Raw genomic sequence first — 18,579 nt, forward strand, 5'->3', positions numbered from 1 at the left:
GATGCTCACCCAGACCAACTCCGCCGGTGGTTCGAATCATCCTGGACCGCTGAGCCCCGACGCGATCCTGACCGCCCTCGACCCCGAGCAGCGCGAGGTCGCCCTCGCGCTCAACGGGCCCGTGGTCGTGCTGGCGGGAGCGGGGACGGGCAAGACCCGCGCCATCACGCACCGCATCGCCTACGGCGTCCGCATCGGGGCGTACAAGCCGACCAGCGTGCTGGCGGTGACGTTCACGGCGCGGGCGGCCGGCGAGATGCGCACCCGGCTCCGGGGTCTCGGCGTCCAGGGCGTGCAGGCCCGCACGTTCCACTCCGCCGCGCTGCGGCAGCTCGGCTACTTCTGGCCCCGGGTCGTGGGCGGCGCCCCGCCGCGCCTGCAGGAGTACAAGGCGCAGATCGTGGCCGAGGCCGCGCGCCGCGTGGGCCTGAGCGTGGACCGCGTGGCGGTCCGCGACCTGAGCAGCGAGGTCGAGTGGGCCAAGGTCTCGCTCGTCACCGCCGACGACTACGAGAAGGCGGCGTACGCGACCGGCCGCGAGGCGCCGTCGGGCTACGACGCGCAGACGGTGGCCCGGCTGATCACGGCCTACGAGGACGTGAAGACGGAGCGCGAGGTCATCGACTTCGAGGACGTCCTGCTCATGCTCGCGGACATGCTGAACAGCCACAAGATCGTGGCCGACGAGGTCCGCTCGCAGTACCGGCACTTCGTCGTCGACGAGTACCAGGACGTCTCACCGCTGCAGCAGTTCCTGCTGGACCAGTGGCTGGGCGGGCGCAAGGAGCTGTGCGTCGTCGGCGACCCGTCACAGACCATCTACTCCTTCACCGGCGCCACCCCGCGCCACCTCCTGGAGTTCCGGCGCACCTACCCGGAGGCGCAGGAGATCCGCCTCGTGCGCGACTACCGGTCCACGCCCCAGGTGGTGAACCTCGCCAACGACGTGCTCAAGCGCGCCGGCCGGGCGGGCGGGGCGCACCAGGCCCTGGAGCTCATCGCGCAGCGCGAGCCCGGCCCGGCGGTCGCCTTCACGGCGTACGACGACGACGAGGCCGAGGCGAAGGGCATCGCGACCCGCGCCGCCCGGCTGATCGGCTCTGGGGTCAAGCCGAGCGAGATCGCCGTGCTGTACCGCACCAACGCCCAGTCCGAGGCGTTCGAGTCCGCCTTCGCCGACGCCGGTGTGGGCTACCTGGTGCGCGGCGGCCAGCGGTTCTTCCAGCGCAAGGAGGTCCGCGACGCCCTGGTGCTGCTCCGTGGGGCCGCCCGCTCCGCCGACCCGGCGCTGTCCATGCCGGACCAGGTGCGCGACGTGCTGTCCGCCGCCGGCTGGGCCGACCGGGCACCCGCGGGCCGCGGCGCCGCCCGGGAGCGCTGGGACGCGATGCAGGCGCTCGTCGCCCTGGCCGACGACCTGGCCGCCGCCGCGACACCCGAGGAGCCCGCCACGGTGTCCGGGCTGGTCGCGGAGCTCGACGAGCGCGCCTCCGCCCAGCACGCGCCCACGGTCGAGGGCGTCACGCTCGCCTCCCTGCACGCGGCCAAGGGCCTGGAGTGGGACGCAGTGTTCCTCGCCGGGATGAGCGAGGGCCTCATGCCCATCTCCCTGGCCGAGACCGACGACGCCGTGCACGAGGAGCGCCGCCTGCTCTACGTGGGGATCACCCGCGCGCGCGAGCACCTGGACATCTCGTTCGGGCGCTCGCGGAACCCGGGCGGCCGCGCCACGCGCAAGCGCACCCGGTTCCTGGACGGGCTCTGGCCGGAGGAGCACCGCGCCCCGCGGGCGCGGACGGCGCCCAAGGGGCAGGCCCGCGCGCTGCTGACCGGCGAGCACGACGCCGCGCTCTTCGACGCCCTGCGCGAGTGGCGACGCCAGGTGGCCCAGGAGACCGACAAGCCCGCGTACACGGTGCTCACCGACGCGACCCTGGCGGCCATCGCGGAGATCCGACCTTCGGGCACGACCGAACTTGCTCGCGTGAACGGGATCGGTCCTGCGAAGATCGACCGGTACGGCGCCACGATCCTCGCGATCGTGGCCAGTTCTCCGGCTTCTTGAGCCGTTTCCGGGGCCTCCCGAGGCAGTCCGAAAAACTTCTCAAGAAAGTTTGGAAAAAGAGTTGGCTCGCCACGGCGGCCCGGCATAGTGTTCAGATGTCCCTGACAGCAGTGGGCGAGATCGAGAGATCTGGCCCGGATTCGAGTGAGGAGGTGGGTGCATTGGAGATGAACATGATTCCGCAGACGGATCTGCAGGTGTGCAAGCACGTGCTCGGCTACGAGCCCGTCCCGGCCACTGGCGCAGCTCTGCCTTTCCGCGCGCGCACTCACCGCGGAGGCGTCAAGCCGTCCGCTCTCGCACCCGACTCCGCATCTCCAGGAGACTCGCCGGTCTAACGACCGAAGAGTTCCAGGCCGCGGAGTCCACCTAGGACCCGCGGCCTTAATTCTTGCCCGGAGATCCGGCCCCACCTCGGCCGGCCCGGCAAGGATCTAGCCCCTGGGTCCTGCACCACCAACGTTCATCGACGACGTTCCTTCAGGACACAGGAGACAACCGTGCGCCTCACTGCGCTCCTCGACACTCTTCCCCAGGGCGGCTCGGGCCCCTGGGACCCGCCTCAACACCCCGCCACGAGCGGGACCGGTTCGGACTCGGCGGAGTTCAACCGGATCATGGACACACTGCTGCCGTGCCGTACCAACGACCCGGAGCTGTGGTTCGCCGAGCACAGCACGCAGGTGGAGCAGGCCAAGGCCCTCTGCCGTACGTGCCCCCTCATCGAGGGCTGCCTCGCGGGCGCCCTCGAGCGCAACGAGCCGTGGGGCGTCTGGGGCGGTGAGGTCTTCGTGGACGGCGCCGTCGTCGCCCGCAAGCGTGGCCGTGGCCGGCCGCGCAAGTCGGAGAGCGTCGCTGCCGCATGATCCGCCGTCGGTCAGGCCGCCCGTACCGGGAGGACCACGCACCCGCACCGCGGGTGCGGCTCCACCGGCCGGGCTCGGGGGAGCCCGGCCGGCAGGGAGATCTCCAGGCACGCACCGACGGCCGTGGGCCGGTGCCCGTCCAGCTGGGCGAGCACCTGGCCCGCGGCCGTCGCCGCAGCCACGGCGGCGAGCGTGGCCTCGTGGGTCGGCTCCGCCGTCTCGCGGAGCTGCGCCGCCAGTGCCGGCCACTCCCGGTCGGCGTCCGCGCGGGCCAGGTCCACGCAGCTCACGCACGCGGACCGGCCCGGGCGCACCAGCGGGCCCACCACGACGTCGGCCTCGCGCACCACGACCGGTAGGTGCGGCACACCGAGCCCGAGCAGCCGCTGGTACCGCGCCGGGTGCGCGGCGTGCGGCTCGGTGACCACCACGGCGTCGAGCGCCTCGGGGTCCAGCCCCGCGCCGCCGTCGTCCACCCGGACCGCGACCCGCGGGGAACGTTCTGCGAGCAGGGCCCGCACCGCGGCGTCGCGGGCCTGCCCGACGTCGGCGGTCCGCAGGCCGCCCAGCCCCACGTCCGTGGTCTGCACCGGCAGGGGATCGTGCAGCACCAGGCCGCCCACCCCCGCCGTCGCGAGGTGCAGGGCGACCGCCGTACCCAGGCGGCCCAGGCCCGCCAGGCCCACGACCCGCTCGGCGCGGGCGGCGAGCGTGGCCAGCCCGGCGCCGTCGGGTCGCAGCATCCCGAGCACGGTCGCGTCCGCCGCGCCGTCCGCCGGGGCCGTCACCGCGCCGACCACGCCCGGGACGGGCACCAGCACACCCGCCCGGAACAGGACGCCCATGATCTCGTCGCGCCGCTCGACGCCCACCCCACACCGCGCCGCCGACTGCTCGACGCTCACGTGCCTGCGCTCGGCGATCTCCTCCAGCCAGGACTCCTCGGACGGTGAGAGCCCGGACAGCACGAACGACCACCGCGGGTCGGAACCGCACTGGACCTGGCCGCCGCCGCGGCTGAGCACGGGCGTACCGGGCCGCAGCCGGAGGGCGGGAGTGCTCGTCATGCCCGCAACGATGCCCGACGGCGGCGCCCCCGGGGCGTTGTCCACAGGCCCGGGAGGATATTCAAAGCATCCGGCGGGCCGGAAGTTCCCGGCTGCGCCCAGAGCCAAATGGACGGCGCCACGCTTGCCGACCCGGTTACGGTGAACACTATGAGCGACCAGCACCAGCCCGGCGAGTCTCCCCAGTCGTGGGAGGAGATGCTGCGCTCCATGCTCGGCGAAGGCGCAGACGAAGTGATGGCCGAGATGCGCGAGCGGGGCATCGACCCGACCGCGCTCGGTGGCGCGCCCGACCCCGTGATGATGCAGTACGCCCTGGCCCAGGTGCAGAAGATGCTCTCGGCCGAGGGCACCGGCCCCGTCAACGCCGACGTCGCGCACGACGTCGCGCGGCAGGTCGCCGTCAGCGAGGGCGACCCGTCCCTGACGGGCAAGCAGGCCAAGGACGCCACCGACGCGCTGGGGGTGGCCGAGCTCTGGCTCGACGCCGTCACCGACCTCCCGCCCGCCGGCGGGACCAGGCGCGCCTGGAACCGGTCCGAGTGGGTCGAGGCCACGCTCCCCGTGTGGAACGAGCTCGCGGCGCCCGTCGCGGCCTCGGTCGCGGACGCGCTGGCCACGGTGCTGCGCGACCAGCTCCCCGAGGGCGTCGACGACGGCGAGGCCGTGCCCGGCATGCCCGCCGGCGTGCTGCACGGTCTGGGCGGCTCGATCGACCCGGCCCAGATGATGCGCCGGCTCGGCTCCGCCGTCTTCGGCATGCAGGTCGGCCAGGCGGCCGGCACGCTCTCGCGCGAGGTGTTCGGCGCCACCGACGTCGGCCTGCCGCTGCTCGACAGCCCCGACACCGTGCTGCTGCCGACCAACGTGGCGGCGTTCGCCGACGGCCTGGACGCCCCGCTGGAGGAGGTCCGGCAGTTCCTCGCAGTCCGCGAGGCGGCGCACGCGCGCCTGTTCACCCACGTCCCGTGGCTCCGGTCGCACCTGCTGTCGATCGTGGAGCGGTACGCCCGCGGCATCACCATCGACCTCGACGCGCTCGAGGCCCAGGTGCGCGACATCGACCTCGCCGACTCGGACGCGCTGCGCAGCGCCCTGTCCGGCGGCGTCTTCGGCCTGCAGAACACGGACGAGCAGAAGGCCGTGCTCCTGAACCTGGAGACCACGCTCGCGCTGGTGGAGGGCTGGGTGGACGAGGTCAGCGCCATGGCCGCGCTGCCGCACCTGCCGCACGCCATCCCGCTGCGCGAGATGATCCGCCGCCGCCGGGCCGCGGGCGGTCCCGCGGAGCAGACGTTCTCGACCCTGGTCGGGCTGGAGCTGCGGCCGCGTCGCTCGCGCGACGCGGCGACCCTGTTCTCGATCGTGGCCCGCGCCCAGGGCACCGAGGGGCGCGACGCGGTGTGGGACCACCCGGACCTGCTGCCCGGCACCCAGGACCTGGACGACCCGTCCGGCTACCTGGTGCGCCGCGAGGCGGCGGAGAACGAGCACGCCGACATCGACGCCGCGCTCAAGGAGATCTTCGGCGAGGGCGACCCGGACGACGCGGCGGACCCGGAGAAGTAGGTCAGTCCCGCTCGTCGTCCGGGGTGGCGGTCCCCGGGTCGTCCTGCGTGAACGACGCGCCCTCCAGGAAGCCGCGCGCCCGGTCCGTGCGGGGGTAGACCTCGAGGATCTTCCAGAACTCCGGTCCGTGGCCGGCGTGCAGCAGGTGCGCCAGCTCGTGCAGCAGCACGTAGTCGAGCACCCACCCGGGCATGCCCTGCAGCCGGGTCGAGATGCGGATCGAGCCGTCCAGCAGCGTGCACGACCCCCAGCGCCGGCCCTGGTTGTTCGACCAGCGGACGCTGGAGGGGCGGGCGCGGCCGCCGAGGTACTTGGCGGAGAGCTCGGCGGCGCGGTCGGCGAGCTCCTGGTCGGACGGGCGGCGGCGCCGCTCCTTGTCCTCGAGCCGGGCTACCATCTTCGCCACCCACTCCCGTTCCTGCGCCCGAGAGAAGCGCGCAGGAATGGCGACGATGGTCCGTCCACCGTCGCGGTATGCGCTCACCGTGGCGGTCCGCCGGAGGCTCCGGCGGACCTCCACGGACGTCAGGGCGTCGTGGGCCACGGAACGACCGTACCGGTTATCGGCGTCAAGGTGGGGTATAACACACCGTTCAAGTGGAAAAACTTTGCCTTAGGGGCCGTCGCGGGGTGCGATTCACCGAACCCTCAGCCAAGTGAGGAATGATGGGCCGGTGACTGACATGCGCGACCTCCAGCACTCCCCGCAACCCGAGCCGTCGCCGTTCGACGACTCCGGCACCGCGGCTGCGCCGATCTCCCGCCGCACGGTCACGCTGGGGGTGTCCTTGCTGCTCACCGCAGTCCTGTCCGCGCTGGCGCTGGTCGTGCCCACGCCGTACGCGATGCGCTCGCCGGGGCCCACGGAGGACACGCTGGAGCGCAACCTGATCCAGATCGAGGGCGCCCGCACCTACGAGTCCACGGGCGAGCTGCGCCTGACCACCGTCTCCGTGCTGGGCGGGCCGGGCTATCCGATGCTGGCCGGCCAGGTGATCCAGGGCTGGCTGGACCCGCGGCGCTCCGTGCTCCCCGTGGAGGCGATCTTCCCCGAGGCGACCACCAAGGAGGAGCAGCAGGAGGTCAGCCAGGCGGAGATGGTGTCCTCCCAGGAGTCGGCCACCGCCGCCGCCCTGACCGAGCTCGGCTACGACGTGCCCGCCGTGCTCGACGTCGCCGGCACGGAGCCCGGGTCCGGCGCCGAGGGCAAGCTGGAGGAGGGCGACGTCATCACCGAGTTCCAGGGTGAACCCGTGGGCACCTACGCCGACCTCATCGACGGGCTGGCCGGCACGACGCCGGGCGACGACGTGACGCTCGGCGTGAAGCGCGGCGACAGCACCGAGGACGTCACCGTCACGACCGCCGACAACGGCCAGCGCGCCGTGCTCGGCGTCTTCATCGACCCGCACTACGACTTCCCGGTCGACGTCTCCATCGAGATCGAGAACATCGGCGGCCCCAGCGCGGGCACCATGTTCGCGCTCGGCATCATCGACAAGCTCACGCCGGAGGACGAGGCGAACGGCAAGGTCATCGCGGGCACCGGGACCATGAGCCCCGAGGGCACCGTGGGCCCGATCGGCGGCATCGAGCAGAAGCTGTACGGCGCGCAGCGCGACGGCGCCGACTGGTTCCTGGCGCCGGCGGACAACTGCGAGCAGGTGGTGGGCAACGTGCCCGACGGGCTGCACGTGGTGCGGGTGGCCACGCTGGCCGAGGCGCGGGACGCCGTCGAGCAGATCGGGCGCGGCGAGGGGGCCGACCTCCCGACGTGCTCCTGACGCATCCGTGACGCATCTGCCGAGTCGTTGACCACGTGTTGCACATCTGGAGGATGTGGGAACCTTGTGTTGGGAACCTTGAGCAGAGCCTGGCCGTTCCACCTGGGTACGGCCCAACCATTGATGACGTGAGGTAACGCAGTCGTGTCCTTCGCCGCAGCACCCCGTCGCCCATCCGGCGGCGCACCCCGAGCCCGACGACGCAGTCCCCTGGGGGTGGCGGTCGTCGCGGTCGCCGTCGTCATCGCGGCCCTGCTCCTCCTAGCGCAGTTCTGGACCGAGGTGATGTGGTTCGGGCAGCTCGGGTTCTCCCGGGTGATCTGGACCGAGTGGGGCATGCGCGCCGCCCTGTTCGCCGGTGGCTTCGTGATCATGGCGGGCGCCGTGTTCTGGTCGTTCACCGCGGCCTACCGCTCGCGCCCCGTGTACGCCCCGAGCACCCCCGAGCAGGCCACGCTCGACCAGTACCGCGAGGCCGTCGAGCCGCTGCGCCGGGTCGTGATGATCGCGGCCCCCGTGCTCGTCGGCTTCTTCGCCGGCGTCGCGGCCTCCGCGCAGTGGCGCACCGTGCTCCTGGCCTTCAACAGCGAGCCCTTCGGCGAGTCCGACCCGCAGTTCGGCATGGACCTCGGGTTCTTCGTCTTCATGCTCCCGGCGCTGCGGTTCACCGTCGGGTTCCTCATCTCGGTCGTGGTGATCGCCGGCATCGCCGGAGTGATCACGCACTACCTGTACGGCGGCCTCCGGGTTGGCCCGGCCGCGGCCGGCGGCCCCCGCACCACGCCCGCCGCGCGCATCCACCTGGCCGTCATCGGCGCGGCGCTGCTGCTCCTGATCGCCGGGAACTACTGGCTGGACCGGTACTCGATCCTGACCAACGCCGGTGACCGGTTCGACGGCGCCTCCTACTCCGACGTGCACGCCGTGATCCCCGCCAAGGGCATCCTCGCGGTGGTCGCGATCTTCGTGGCCGCGCTGTTCATCGTCACCGCCTTCCGGGGCGACTGGCGCCTGCCGGCGATCGGCGTCGGGCTCATGGTGGTCTCGGCCATCGCGATCGGCGGCATCTACCCCGCCGTCGTCCAGCGCTTCCAGGTGAACCCGAACGCGCAGGAGCTGGAGAGCGAGTACATCCAGCGCAACATCGACGCGACGCTGTCGGCCTTCGGCATCGACGACATCGAGAAGGAACCGTACGACGCCACGACCCAGGCCGAGGAGGGCGCGCTGCGCTCCGACGCCGACACGGCGGCCTCCATCCGCCTGCTGGACCCGCAGATCGTGTCGCCGTCGTTCCGCCAGCTGCAGCAGAACAAGCAGTACTACAACTTCAACGACTCCCTCTCGGTCGACAAGTACGAGATCGACGGCGAGTCGCGCGACACCGTGATCGCGGTGCGCGAGCTGAACCTCGACGGCCTGGGCCAGGACCAGCGCAACTGGGTCAACGACCACACCGTGTACACGCACGGCTACGGCGTCGTCGCCGCGTACGGCAACCAGCCGGGCCCGGACGGACGGCCGGCGTTCTTCGAGGGCGGCATCCCGTCGCAGGGTGCGATCACCGACCTCGAGGGCGAGTACGAGCCGCGCATCTACTTCAGCCCGAGCACCACCACGTACTCGATCGTCGGCGCGCCCGAGGGCACCGAGGCCTGGGAGCTCGACTACCAGGCCGACGACGCCGACGACGGCGGGCAGGTCAACACGACGTTCAGCGGCGACGCCGGCCCCGACGTCGGCGCGTTCGGCAGCAAGCTGCTCTACGCGCTGAAGTTCGGCGAGGAGCAGATCCTGTTCTCCGACCGCGTGACCAGCGAGTCGCAGATCCTGTACGACCGGGACCCGCAGCAGCGCGTCAGCAAGGTCGCCCCGTGGCTCACCCTCGACAACCGGGTCTACCCGGCGGTCGTGGACGGCCGCGTGAAGTGGATCGTCGACGCGTACACCACGAGCGACGCCGTCCCGTACTCGACCTCGACCCCGCTCGACGAGGCCGTGGCGGACACCCTCACCCAGCAGGCCGGCGGTCCGGTCGAGCTGCCGGAGGAGGTCAACTACATCCGTAACTCGGTGAAGGCCACGGTCGACGCCTACGACGGTTCGGTCGACCTGTACGCGTGGGACGACCAGGACCCGATCCTGAAGGCCTGGGGCAACGTCTTCCCGAACTCGATCAAGCCGATGTCGGAGATCTCCGGCGACCTGATGAGCCACCTGCGGTACCCGGAGGACCTGTTCAAGGTGCAGCGCACCCTGCTCAGCCAGTACCACGTGACGGACTCCGCGGAGTTCTTCTCGGGCCAGGACTTCTGGAACAACCCGACCGACCCGACGTCGGACGCGACCGCCGCGCCGCTGCAGCCGCCGTACTACCTGACGCTGCAGATGCCGGGCCAGGAGGAGTCCACGTTCTCGCTGACCTCGACGTTCATCCCGGGCGGTAACACCGACCGAGAGGTGCTGACCGGGTTCCTCGCGGTGGACGCGGACGCGGGCAACGAGGCGGGCAAGAAGGGCGAGGACTACGGCAAGCTACGCCTGCTCGAGCTCCCACGGGACACGACCGTCCCCGGACCGGGCCAGGTGCAGAACAACTTCGACTCGAACCCGACGATCTCCGAGCAGCTGAACATCCTGCAGATCGGCGCGTCCACGGTGCGGCGCGGCAACCAGCTCACGCTCCCCGTGGGTGGCGGCCTGCTGTACGTGCAGCCGGTGTACATCCAGTCGACCGGTGGCACGCAGTTCCCGCTGCTGCGCAAGGTGCTGGTGGCGTTCGGTGACGACATCGGCTTCGCCGACACGCTCGACGAGGCGCTGGACCAGGTGTTCGGCGGTGACTCGGGCGCCCAGGCGGGTGACGCCGGTGCGGCGGCCGAGGACGAGGCCCCGACCGCCCCGCCCACGGGCGAGGGCGAGACGGGTACGGAGCCCACGCAGGAGCCGACCGAGGAGCCGTCCGGCGAGTCCACGCCGGACAGCACCGAGGCGCCGTCGTCCGAGCTGGACGCCGCGCTGCAGGACGCCCGCCAGGCCCTGGAGGACTCCAACACCGCCCAGCGGGCCGGTGACTGGGCCGCCTACGGCGAGGCGCAGGACCGGCTGCAGAAGGCCCTGGAGGAGGCGATCGCCGCCGAGGAGGGCCAGCAGGGCTGATCCTCCGGCACGCTCCCCGTCAGGCCCGCAGGTCACCCCGGTGACCTGCGGGCCTGACCGCGTTACGGGAGCCTGCGGGCCACCACCACCGAGTTGATGACGTCGTCGGTGGGGTGCACCACCTCCAGCACCTCGAACCCCGGCATGGCGTTCAGGTCGACCGGCGGGTACAGCAGGGTGCGCATCCCGCGCGCGCTGCGCGCGAGCAGCAGCGCCCCCGGCCGCATCGCCTGGCCCACCGTCCGCAGGATCGCGGCCTTGGCCGACGGCGTCTCGCCGACCAGGGCGGCGAGCACCACGACGTCGTGGTCCGTGAGGCCGACGTCGGCGGCGTCGGCCTGCTCGAACCGGACCGCCTGTGACCCGAGCCGCGCGCCGACCCGCCGGGCCAGCTCCACTGCCGTGGCGTCCCGGTCGACGCCGACGACGGGGGCGTCCAGCGCGGCGGCGTAGCCGAGGGTGCTCAGGGGGAGCGGCCCGCAGCCGAGCACCGCGACCGACGTCGCGGTGCCGCCGCTCGCGTGCAGCACGAGCCCGGCCTCCAGGGCCGTGAGCCGGCGGTAGTTGTCGAGGTACGGAAAGGCGTCGAGCGCGGCCCGGGCGTCGGGCGCGGAGGCGACGTGCTCCGCCCAGGCCCGCTCGAGCTCCGTCTCGCCGCGCGCCGAGAGGTCGCGGATGGCGTCCTTCCGGCGCCGGACCTCCGGGTGGTCCAGGAGGTCCCTGGCCTGGCGTTCCGGTGTCGCGAGGACGGTGTGCACCAGGTCGCCGAACAGGGCGTTGGTGCCGGGTTCGGGGCGCAGGTGGGGCAGTGCGGCAAGCTGGTCGGTGAGGTGGACGATCCGGTCGGCGGACAGGGTGGTATCGCTCAGCTCCGTCGTCATGGGGACGATGGTTCCACGGCCGGATCGGTTCGACCGGCTGTGACCTGCGTCTCGACCGGCCGACCCGGTTTGCACATCGTCGCTCGGGGTGCGTAAAGTAGGGATCACCGACGCGGGGTGGAGCAGCTCGGTAGCTCGCTGGGCTCATAACCCAGAGGTCGCAGGTTCAAATCCTGCCCCCGCTACAGATGCGATGTCGCAGGACATCGCGAACAGCCGGACCTACGAATCGTAGGTCCGGCTGTTTTTTGCTTTCGTGCGGGTCCTGGCTCGCGCCGCAAGGACGCGCACGGCGCCCGATTCCCTGCCGTGCCTCACATCGTGACGAGCAGACTCGTCAGGAACGTGAGAGGCGGACCTACCGCCTCGGAAGGAGCGGTGCCGTGAAGGTGCTGATCGCGGGTGGACGAGGTCGAGTGGGCTCGAAGGTCGCCGACCTCTTGGAGTCGAACCAGGTGGAGGTCGTCGCAGGTGGGCTGGCCGACGGAGTGGACTACATCGCGGGAACCAGGGTCGCGGAAGTGCTCGACGGCGTCGACACGATCATCAATGTGCTGAACACAGGGCGCTTCGACGAAGAGGGCGCAGTCAGCTTCTTCGAGGAGTCGACCCGAACGCTCACGGCCGAGGGTGAACGGGCGGGTGTGAAGCATCACGTCCTGTTGTCCATCGTGGGCGTCGGCGAGGGCGACGCGTCCGAGATCGGTTACTACCTCGGCAAGGTCGCACAGGAACGGGCGCTCAAGGAGGGTTCGTTGCCGTTCACCATCGTGCGGTCGACTCAGTTCCAGGGATACATTCCGGTGCTCGCTGACCAGCATGCGGTAGAGGACAAGGTCCTGGCACCCCGCGACCTCATCCAACCGGTCGAGCTCGATGAGGTCGTCGCACTCCTGGCGGAGATCGCCCTGGCGGGAGCACCACGTGGAGAGGTGGAGATCGCGGGGCCGGAGCGATTCCACATGGACGACCTTCTGCGCGCGACCCTTGCGGCGTCCGGCGACGCTCGCGAGGTCGTGACCGTGGACGGCGAAGGGAAGATCGATGCGATGGTTCCACGCGGTGAGTACCGCGCGGGCAAGACGCTCTACCCCCTTCGTGGCATCCCGCTTGCCGGCTGAGCCACCCGGATGACATCAACGGCCCGCCCACCTCGGCAACGTGGTGGGCGGGCCGTCTTGTGCGGGACCGCTCCCGCCCGGGCGGGCGATGCTGTCGCTGGCATGACGCTGCCGGCCGGAGAATTGTGAGCTCATTCCCTGCTGGTCGCGGGCGGCAGCCACGCCCCCAGCTTGTGAGGGTCGAGGACGAGCCAGATGTCGCTGATTCCTTCTCTCTCGACACGGAAGCCCATGATGCCGAAGAACTGCCCCGCCAGTGTGAGGGCGTAGCCGAGACCATCAGCTGTGTACCGTTCCTCGAACGCCAGCTCGGGCTGCTTCTGCCTCACTCCGAGCAGGAACCTGGCCACGCGGTCGGCACCAGCGACGACGTTGGGCGCCACGCGGACGACCCCGCCGCCGTCTGCCCGCAGCTCGACCTCCGGGGCCAGGGTCTGCATGAGCAGGCGCAGGTCTCCTCCACGAGTCGCGGCGAGGAACGTGCGGACCACCTCATCATGTTGCTCCGCAGGGACTGCCACGGCCCGGTGCTCACGAACGCGCCGTCGGGCGGAGGCAGCCAGCTGGCGGGTGGCCGCCGCCGAGCGTCCGACAAGCTCCGCGATCTCGTCGAACGGCGCCCCGAAGACGTCGTGGAGCACGAACGCCACCCGCTCGGGCGGGGTCATGGACTCCAGTACGACCAGCAGCGCTGTGCTGACGGCGTCGTCGAGCGTCACGCGGTCGAGCGGATCCTCGGTTCCCTGGGCGGTACCTTTCGACGTGACGGCGGTTCCGACGAAGAGATCGGCAGGAACCGGCTCCGGCAGCCACTGGCCGGCCTGCCGCTCACGTCGCGCTCGGGCCGACTTGAGGACGTCCAGGGCGACGCGGCCGGCCACGCGGGTCAGCCAGGCCGCGGGCACTCTGATCGCGTCCCGCTCCTGCTCGGGCATCCGGTACCACCGGATGTACGTCTCCTGCACGATGTCCTCGGCGTCCGCGAGGGTGCCGGTCATTCTGTACGCCAACGACATCAGGCGACGTCGCTCGCGGATCACCTCGTCGTGTTCGTGCGGACCGTCGTCGTTCACCATGCGAAGCTCCTCGTCTGTGCGGTCGGATGAGGCAGCCGCCCGGAAGGCGGATCACTCTGTCAAGCATGACGAGACCCGCTGCGCCGATGTGAGGGCACGACGCACGAGGGCGTCCGTCGGGTTGTGTCGGTTTGACACAGGATCACGCGCCCCATCTACTCGTCGCCATGGATGACGCACACAGTCCCCGCGCCCACCGACCGCGCCGGACGGGGGAGGTGGGCGCCTGATGGATCAGGACACGTGGGTCAACGCCGCGCTGGTGCTGGTGTTCATCCTGGTCGGCGGCGTCTTCGCCGGCACGGAGATCGCCCTGGTCTCGCTGCGGGAGAGCCAGATCGGCCGCCTGGAGGCCAAGGGCGGTCGCGGTGCCCGGGTCGCCGCCGTGGCCAGGGACCCCAACCGGTTCCTCGCCGCCGTCCAGATCGGCGTGACCGTCGCCGGCTTCTTCTCCGCCGCCTACGGCGCCTCGACGCTGGCCCCGGACTTCGTGCCCGTGCTGGAGGGCATCGGCCTGCCGTCCGACGTCGCCGGCACCGTCTCGCTGATCTTCCTCACGCTCGTGATCGCCTACCTGTCCCTGGTGCTGGGCGAGCTGGTGCCGAAGCGGTTCGCGCTCCAGCGCTCCCAGAGCGTCGCGCTGATCGTCGGGCCGCCGCTGGACCGGTTCGCGAGCCTGATGCGCCCGGTCGTGTGGCTGCTGTCGGTGTCCACCAACGCGGTGGTGCGCCTGCTCGGCGGCGACCCGCGGGCGACGTCCGAGGGGATGAGCGAGGAGGAGCTGCGGGACGTCGTCGTGGCCCACGAGGGCCTGCCCGCCGAGGAGCGCCGCATCCTGAGCGACGTGTTCGACGCCGCGGACCGGTCCATCAGCGAGGTGATGCGGCCGCGCGGCGAGGTGACCTTCGTCGCGGGCGACCTGCCGGTGTCCGAGGTCCTGGAGATCGTGCAGCGCAGCCCCTACTCGCGCTACCCGGTCACCGGCACGGACTTCGACGACGTCATCGGCGTGCTGCACGTGCGGGACCTGTTCGGGGCGCCGGCCACGACGCCCGTGCGCGAGCTGGCCCGCACCATGCTGTTCCTGCCGACCACGGCGCACCTCATCCCGGCGCTGTCGCAGATGCGGCGGGAGCGTCGTCACCTGGCCGTGGTGGTCGACGAGTACGGCGGCACCTACGGCATCGTCACCCTGGAGGACCTCGTCGAGGAGATGGTCGGCGACATCCGGGACGAGCACGACCCGGCCCCGGGCGGCGTGCGCCCGTCGGACGACGGCACGATCGTCGTCGAGGCGGGCATGACGATCGAGGAGTTCGACGAGCTGACGGGCGTGACGCTGCCCGACGGGCCGTACGAGACCGTGGCCGGATACGTCGTCAGCCGGCTGGGCCGGGTCGCCGAGGTCGGGGACACCGTGCAGGTCGAGGGCCTCGACCTGGCCGTGACCGAGGTGCAGGGCCGTCGTCTGACCTACCTGGAGGCCGTCCGCCGCGACTGAGGTCGAGCCGCACCATCGTCGGCCGGGTCGTCGTCCACGACGACCCGGCCGACGACGTGTGAGCCGTCAGGCGATACCGGCGCCCTCGCCCGTGGGCGTGAGCACCCGGGCCAGCTGCTGCGCCTGGACGCTCAGCTCCGCGGCCTTGAACGCGTGCTCCTGGGTCATCGCGGTCTCGGTGCGCTCCAGGCAGTCGAGGATGAGCCGGCCGAAGTACGGGTAGCCCACGTTGCCCTTGGCGACGAGGTGGTGCTCGCCCTCGCCGTTGACCAGGAACACGTGCCCGGGGCCCTCGTCCGTGGCGACGTTCGTGTACTTGCGCAGCTCGATGTAGCCCTCGGTGCCCAGGATGAACGTGCGGCCGTCGCCCCAGGTCCGCAGGCCGTCCGGCGTGAACCAGTCGACGCGGCAGTAGCCGGCGGCGCCGTTGTCCATCGCGATGTTGGCCTCGCCGAAGTCGTCCAGCTCCGGGTGCTCCGGGTGGTTGTAGTTGGCGATGGCCGCGTGCGTCACGGTCGCGTCCTTGGCGCCCGCGTAGTGCAGCATCTGCTCGAAGTTGTGGCTGCCGATGTCGCACAGGATGCCGCCGTACTTGTCCTTCTCGAAGAACCAGTCCGGGCGCCCGGTGCCGAGGCGGTGCGGGCCCAGGCCCATGACCTGCAGCACGCGGCCGATCGACCCGCGCTCGACGAGCTGGTCGGCCAGGACCGCCGCCTCGACGTGGATGCGCTCGGAGTAGTAGACGGCGTACTTGCGCCCCGTCCGCGCGGTGGCCTCACGTGCCGCGGCGAGCTGCTCGAGCGTGGTCAGCGGGGCCTTGTCCGTGAAGTAGTCCTTGCCCGCCTCGATCGCGCGCAGGCCGAGGGCGGCGCGCTCGGAGGTGACCGCGGCGCCGGCGACCAGGCGCACCTCGTCGTCGTCGAACACCTCGTCCTCGCTGCGCGCGACACGCACGTCCGGGAACTTGGCGCGGAACGCCTCCACCTTCGCCGGGTCCGGGTCGTACACCCACTTCACGGTGCCGCCCGCGGCCTGGAGGCCCTCGGCCATGCCGTAGATGTGGCCGTGGTCGAGCCGCACCGCCGCGAACGGGAAGTCGCCCGCGCCCACCACGGGGTCCGGCACCGGCTCCGGCGCGTAGTTGGCGCCGCTGGTCGCGTTCATCAGTTTGCCTCCTGGTTGCTGCTGCCGACCGTGATCGCGCCGGGCAGGTCGCCCACCGACGCGGTCTTCTCGAAGAAGTGGGGCGCCCGTGCCACCAGCGTCCCCGTGCGGTAGTAGGGGTCGTCGGGCTGCAGCGGCAGGTCGACGGTGCGGCGCTCGATGCCCGCCTGGTAGATCGCGGTGACCAGCTCGACGGCGCGGCGGCCGTCGGCGCCCGTGACGGCGGGGACGCGGCGGTCCCGCACGGCCTCGAGCGTGTCCCCGATCTGGCCGTTGTGCCCCAGGTGGGCCAGCGGCTGCCGGGCCGCGGCCAGCGCCTCGATCTTCGCCACGCGCTCGGGGTTGCCGTCGGGGGAGGGGAAGCCGTTCGGCGAGGCCGCGGAGGCCACCACCTTCCACGGCTGCGAGACGCGGGCGTCGCGGCCCTGCACCACGATCGCCTGCTCCTCGCCGTGGTGCACCACCGAGCTGGTCACCTCGGCCAGGGCGCGGTCGTACTGCAGCACGGCCACGGAGAGGTCCTCGACCTCGGCGTTCTCGTGCGCGGCGTTGGTCAGCACGGCGGTGACGGCGCGCGGGGCGCCGAGCATCCACTGCGTCAGGTCGAGGTGGTGGATCGCGTGGTTCAGCGTGCAGCCGCCGCCCTCCGACTCCCACGTACCGCGCCACCACAGGTCGTAGTACGCCGTGCCGCGCCACCACGCCGAGTTCACCTGGACGTGCGAGACCGGCCCGGCCAGGCCCGAGTCCAGCACCTCCTTGAGCGTGGCCATGTCGTCGCGGAACCGGTTCTGCGCCACCACGGACAGCACGCGGTCGTGCTCGGCGGCGGCCGCGATCATCGCGTCGCACTCCTCCAGCGAGGGCGCCATCGGCTTCTCGACCAGCACGTCGACGCCGGCGCGCAGCGCCGTGATCGTCAGCTCCGCGTGGGACGACGGCGGCGTCGTGATGCTCACCAGGTCGAGGTCCGGCTCGGCGGCCAGCAGCTCCTCGATGCTCTCGTAGGCCCGCGCCTCGGGCACCTGGAGCCGGGCCCGCTGCTCCGCGGCCTTGCCCGGGACGATGTCGCAGACCGCGACCACCTCGCACTCCTGCGCGAAGCGACGGTATCCCTCGGCGTGCGCACCGGCGATACCGCCGGTCCCGACGATGCCGATCTTGAGCATGCTTCCTCCGGTTGGCGTCCTGGACGACGACGGCAGCGGCGCCGGTCGCGGGAGGCGGTGCGGCGTCGCACATCGCATCATACGTATGATGCGACGGTTCATCATCGTCATGTCCGGTGCGCGGGATGTCAAGGCCGGGTCAGGTTTCCCGTCGACTCGCGCCACACCACCCGCTGCAGCGGCGCGGTCGGCGGAGGCGTCTCCTCGTCGCGGACGGCGGCGACCAGCCGGCGCATCGCGCGCCGCCCCGCCTCGACGAAGTCCACGGGGATCGTGGTGAGCGACGGCATCGTGTACGCGCTGAAGTCGGCGTCGTCCCAGCCGGTGACCACCAGGTCGCCGGGCACGGACCAGCCGCGCTCCGCCGCCCCGCGCAGCACCCCGAGCGCCACGTAGTCGTTGGCGGCGATCACGGCGAGCGGCGGCGCGTCGTCGGGCAGGGCGAGCACGGCGTCGCGGCCGGCCTCCGGGGACCAGACGCCGCCCACCACCCCGAGCGACTCGACGCCGTGCCGCTCGACCTCGGCGAGGTAGACGTCGCGGCGCGAGCGCGCCGACGCGAAGCGCTCGGGCCCGGCCACGTGCAGGAACCGCCGGTGGCCCGCCTCGACGAGGGCCGAGATCACGGTCCCGAGCAGGCCGGCGTCGGCCAGCTCGCCCGTGGTGCGCAGCTGCTCGTCGAGGGCGGGCTCGGCCACGACCGGCGCGGCGTCGTCGTCGAGGTGGAGCGCCTCGGGGACCACGGGGAGGAACGTCAGCACGCCCTCGACCTGGCCACCCCGGGCCAGGTCGACGACGCGTTCGGTGCGGGCCTCGGCGGTCCCGTCCACGCTGTGGGTGTCCACGGCGTAGCCCGCCTCGGCCGCGACCTCGGCCGCGCCGGTGAGCATGCGCAACCGGTTGTCGACGGTCACGCCGGTGACGACGGCCAGCCGGCCCGAGCGCTGGGTGCGCATCGACCGTGCGGCGAGGTTCGGCCGGTAGCCCATCGACGCGGCGACGGCCAGCACGTGCTCGCGGGTGCGGGGCGCGATCGTGCCCTTGCCGGACAGGGCGTAGGAGACCGTCGACTGCGACACCCCGGCGGCGCGCGCGACGTCGTGGCTGGTGGGCTGGCGGGCTGACATCGACACAGTGTCCCCTCTGGCCGCCGCCCG

At 71.9% G+C, this 18,579-nt stretch carries 14 protein-coding genes and 1 tRNA gene; 8 read left to right on the forward strand and 7 right to left on the reverse strand.

Annotated elements, in window-relative coordinates:
• Position 1: 1 nt before the first annotated feature.
• Together H291_RS0117610 and H291_RS0117615 are read left to right on the forward strand one after the other, a co-directional pair.
• Positions 2-2,065, forward strand: coding sequence for an ATP-dependent helicase (locus tag H291_RS0117610; protein ID WP_020016327.1), 2,064 nt, complete (start codon positions 2-4; stop codon positions 2,063-2,065).
• Positions 2,066-2,565: 500 nt separating this feature from the next.
• Positions 2,566-2,931, forward strand: a complete 366-nt coding sequence (locus H291_RS0117615; RefSeq protein WP_026365865.1) for a WhiB family transcriptional regulator — start codon at positions 2,566-2,568, stop codon at positions 2,929-2,931.
• Positions 2,932-2,942: 11 nt separating this feature from the next.
• Here H291_RS0117615 and H291_RS0117620 read toward each other — a convergent pair whose 3' ends face one another.
• Positions 2,943-3,998: a ThiF family adenylyltransferase gene (locus tag H291_RS0117620; RefSeq protein ID WP_020016329.1), complete on the reverse strand. Its 1,056-nt coding sequence runs from the start codon at positions 3,996-3,998 to the stop codon at positions 2,943-2,945.
• Between the two features lie 150 nt (positions 3,999-4,148).
• Here H291_RS0117620 and H291_RS0117625 point away from each other — a divergent pair, with 150 nt between their 5' ends.
• Positions 4,149-5,567 carry a zinc-dependent metalloprotease gene (locus H291_RS0117625; protein ID WP_020016330.1) on the forward strand — a complete coding sequence of 473 codons (1,419 nt, stop codon included), beginning with the start codon at positions 4,149-4,151 and terminating at the stop codon, positions 5,565-5,567.
• 1 nt (position 5,568) lies between these two features.
• Here the strand turns inward: H291_RS0117625 and H291_RS0117630 are convergent, their stop codons facing one another.
• Positions 5,569-6,111, reverse strand: a complete 543-nt coding sequence (locus tag H291_RS0117630) for a SprT-like domain-containing protein (protein ID WP_020016331.1) — start codon at positions 6,109-6,111, stop codon at positions 5,569-5,571.
• Between the two features lie 139 nt (positions 6,112-6,250).
• Between H291_RS0117630 and H291_RS0117635 the strand changes: the two genes are divergently transcribed.
• The gene (locus H291_RS0117635) at positions 6,251-7,351 is read left to right on the forward strand and encodes a YlbL family protein (RefSeq protein WP_020016332.1); all 1,101 of its coding nucleotides are present in this window, start codon (positions 6,251-6,253) and stop codon (positions 7,349-7,351) included.
• A 144-nt stretch (positions 7,352-7,495) separates the two neighbouring features.
• Positions 7,496-10,510, forward strand: coding sequence for a UPF0182 family membrane protein (locus H291_RS0117640; RefSeq protein ID WP_026365866.1), 3,015 nt, complete (start codon positions 7,496-7,498; stop codon positions 10,508-10,510).
• A 62-nt stretch (positions 10,511-10,572) separates the two neighbouring features.
• On the opposite strand, the gene H291_RS30625 is transcribed toward H291_RS0117640, so the two are convergent.
• Positions 10,573-11,391 (reverse strand): nicotianamine synthase family protein, encoded by an 819-nt coding sequence (locus H291_RS30625; RefSeq protein WP_020016334.1) that lies wholly within the window; start codon positions 11,389-11,391, stop codon positions 10,573-10,575.
• 111 nt (positions 11,392-11,502) lie between these two features.
• On the opposite strand from H291_RS30625, the gene H291_RS0117650 reads away from it, so the two are divergent.
• Both H291_RS0117650 and H291_RS0117655 read left to right on the forward strand, forming a co-directional pair.
• Positions 11,503-11,576: transfer RNA gene (locus tag H291_RS0117650), tRNA-Met, on the forward strand.
• A gap of 198 nt (positions 11,577-11,774) precedes the next feature.
• Positions 11,775-12,512, forward strand: a complete 738-nt coding sequence (locus tag H291_RS0117655; RefSeq protein WP_026365867.1) for an SDR family oxidoreductase — start codon at positions 11,775-11,777, stop codon at positions 12,510-12,512.
• Positions 12,513-12,643: 131 nt separating this feature from the next.
• On the opposite strand, the gene sigJ is transcribed toward H291_RS0117655, so the two are convergent.
• Complete coding sequence (gene sigJ, locus H291_RS0117660; protein ID WP_020016336.1) at positions 12,644-13,588, reverse strand: RNA polymerase sigma factor SigJ; 945 nt, start codon at positions 13,586-13,588, stop codon at positions 12,644-12,646.
• A 229-nt stretch (positions 13,589-13,817) separates the two neighbouring features.
• Here sigJ and H291_RS0117665 point away from each other — a divergent pair, with 229 nt between their 5' ends.
• Positions 13,818-15,089 (forward strand): hemolysin family protein, encoded by a 1,272-nt coding sequence (locus H291_RS0117665; protein WP_020016337.1) that lies wholly within the window; start codon positions 13,818-13,820, stop codon positions 15,087-15,089.
• Between the two features lie 66 nt (positions 15,090-15,155).
• Here H291_RS0117665 and H291_RS0117670 read toward each other — a convergent pair whose 3' ends face one another.
• The 3 genes from H291_RS0117670 to H291_RS0117680 form a co-directional block, all read right to left on the reverse strand.
• Positions 15,156-16,253 (reverse strand): Gfo/Idh/MocA family protein, encoded by a 1,098-nt coding sequence (locus tag H291_RS0117670; protein WP_020016338.1) that lies wholly within the window; start codon positions 16,251-16,253, stop codon positions 15,156-15,158.
• On the reverse strand, positions 16,253-17,422 hold the full coding sequence (locus H291_RS0117675; RefSeq protein ID WP_020016339.1) for a Gfo/Idh/MocA family protein: 1,170 nt from the start codon (positions 17,420-17,422) through the stop codon (positions 16,253-16,255). The genes H291_RS0117670 and H291_RS0117675 overlap by 1 nt, the downstream gene beginning before the upstream one ends.
• Positions 17,423-17,550: 128 nt before the next feature.
• On the reverse strand, positions 17,551-18,549 hold the full coding sequence (locus tag H291_RS0117680) for a LacI family DNA-binding transcriptional regulator (RefSeq protein ID WP_020016340.1): 999 nt from the start codon (positions 18,547-18,549) through the stop codon (positions 17,551-17,553).
• Positions 18,550-18,579 lie beyond the last annotated feature (30 nt).

The sequence above is a fragment of the Promicromonospora sukumoe 327MFSha3.1 genome (assembly GCF_000385135.1).
Taxonomy (GTDB): domain Bacteria; phylum Actinomycetota; class Actinomycetes; order Actinomycetales; family Cellulomonadaceae; genus Promicromonospora; species Promicromonospora sukumoe_B.

Bases quoted from the DNA above. Each gene is read 5' to 3' on its own strand.
- H291_RS0117665 (WP_020016337.1), top strand. From the start codon at position 13,818: ATGGATCAGGACACGTGGGTCAACGCCGCGCTGGTGCTGGTGTTCATC.
- H291_RS0117625 (WP_020016330.1), top strand. From the start codon at position 4,149: ATGAGCGACCAGCACCAGCCCGGCGAGTCTCCCCAGTCGTGGGAGGAG.
- H291_RS0117620 (WP_020016329.1), bottom strand. From the start codon at position 3,998: ATGACGAGCACTCCCGCCCTCCGGCTGCGGCCCGGTACGCCCGTGCTC.
- H291_RS0117680 (WP_020016340.1), bottom strand. From the start codon at position 18,549: ATGTCAGCCCGCCAGCCCACCAGCCACGACGTCGCGCGCGCCGCCGGG.
- H291_RS0117610 (WP_020016327.1), top strand. From the start codon at position 2: ATGCTCACCCAGACCAACTCCGCCGGTGGTTCGAATCATCCTGGACCG.
- sigJ (WP_020016336.1), bottom strand. From the start codon at position 13,588: ATGGTGAACGACGACGGTCCGCACGAACACGACGAGGTGATCCGCGAG.
- H291_RS30625 (WP_020016334.1), bottom strand. From the start codon at position 11,391: ATGACGACGGAGCTGAGCGATACCACCCTGTCCGCCGACCGGATCGTC.
- H291_RS0117670 (WP_020016338.1), bottom strand. From the start codon at position 16,253: ATGAACGCGACCAGCGGCGCCAACTACGCGCCGGAGCCGGTGCCGGAC.
- H291_RS0117635 (WP_020016332.1), top strand. From the start codon at position 6,251: ATGCGCGACCTCCAGCACTCCCCGCAACCCGAGCCGTCGCCGTTCGAC.
- H291_RS0117675 (WP_020016339.1), bottom strand. From the start codon at position 17,422: ATGCTCAAGATCGGCATCGTCGGGACCGGCGGTATCGCCGGTGCGCAC.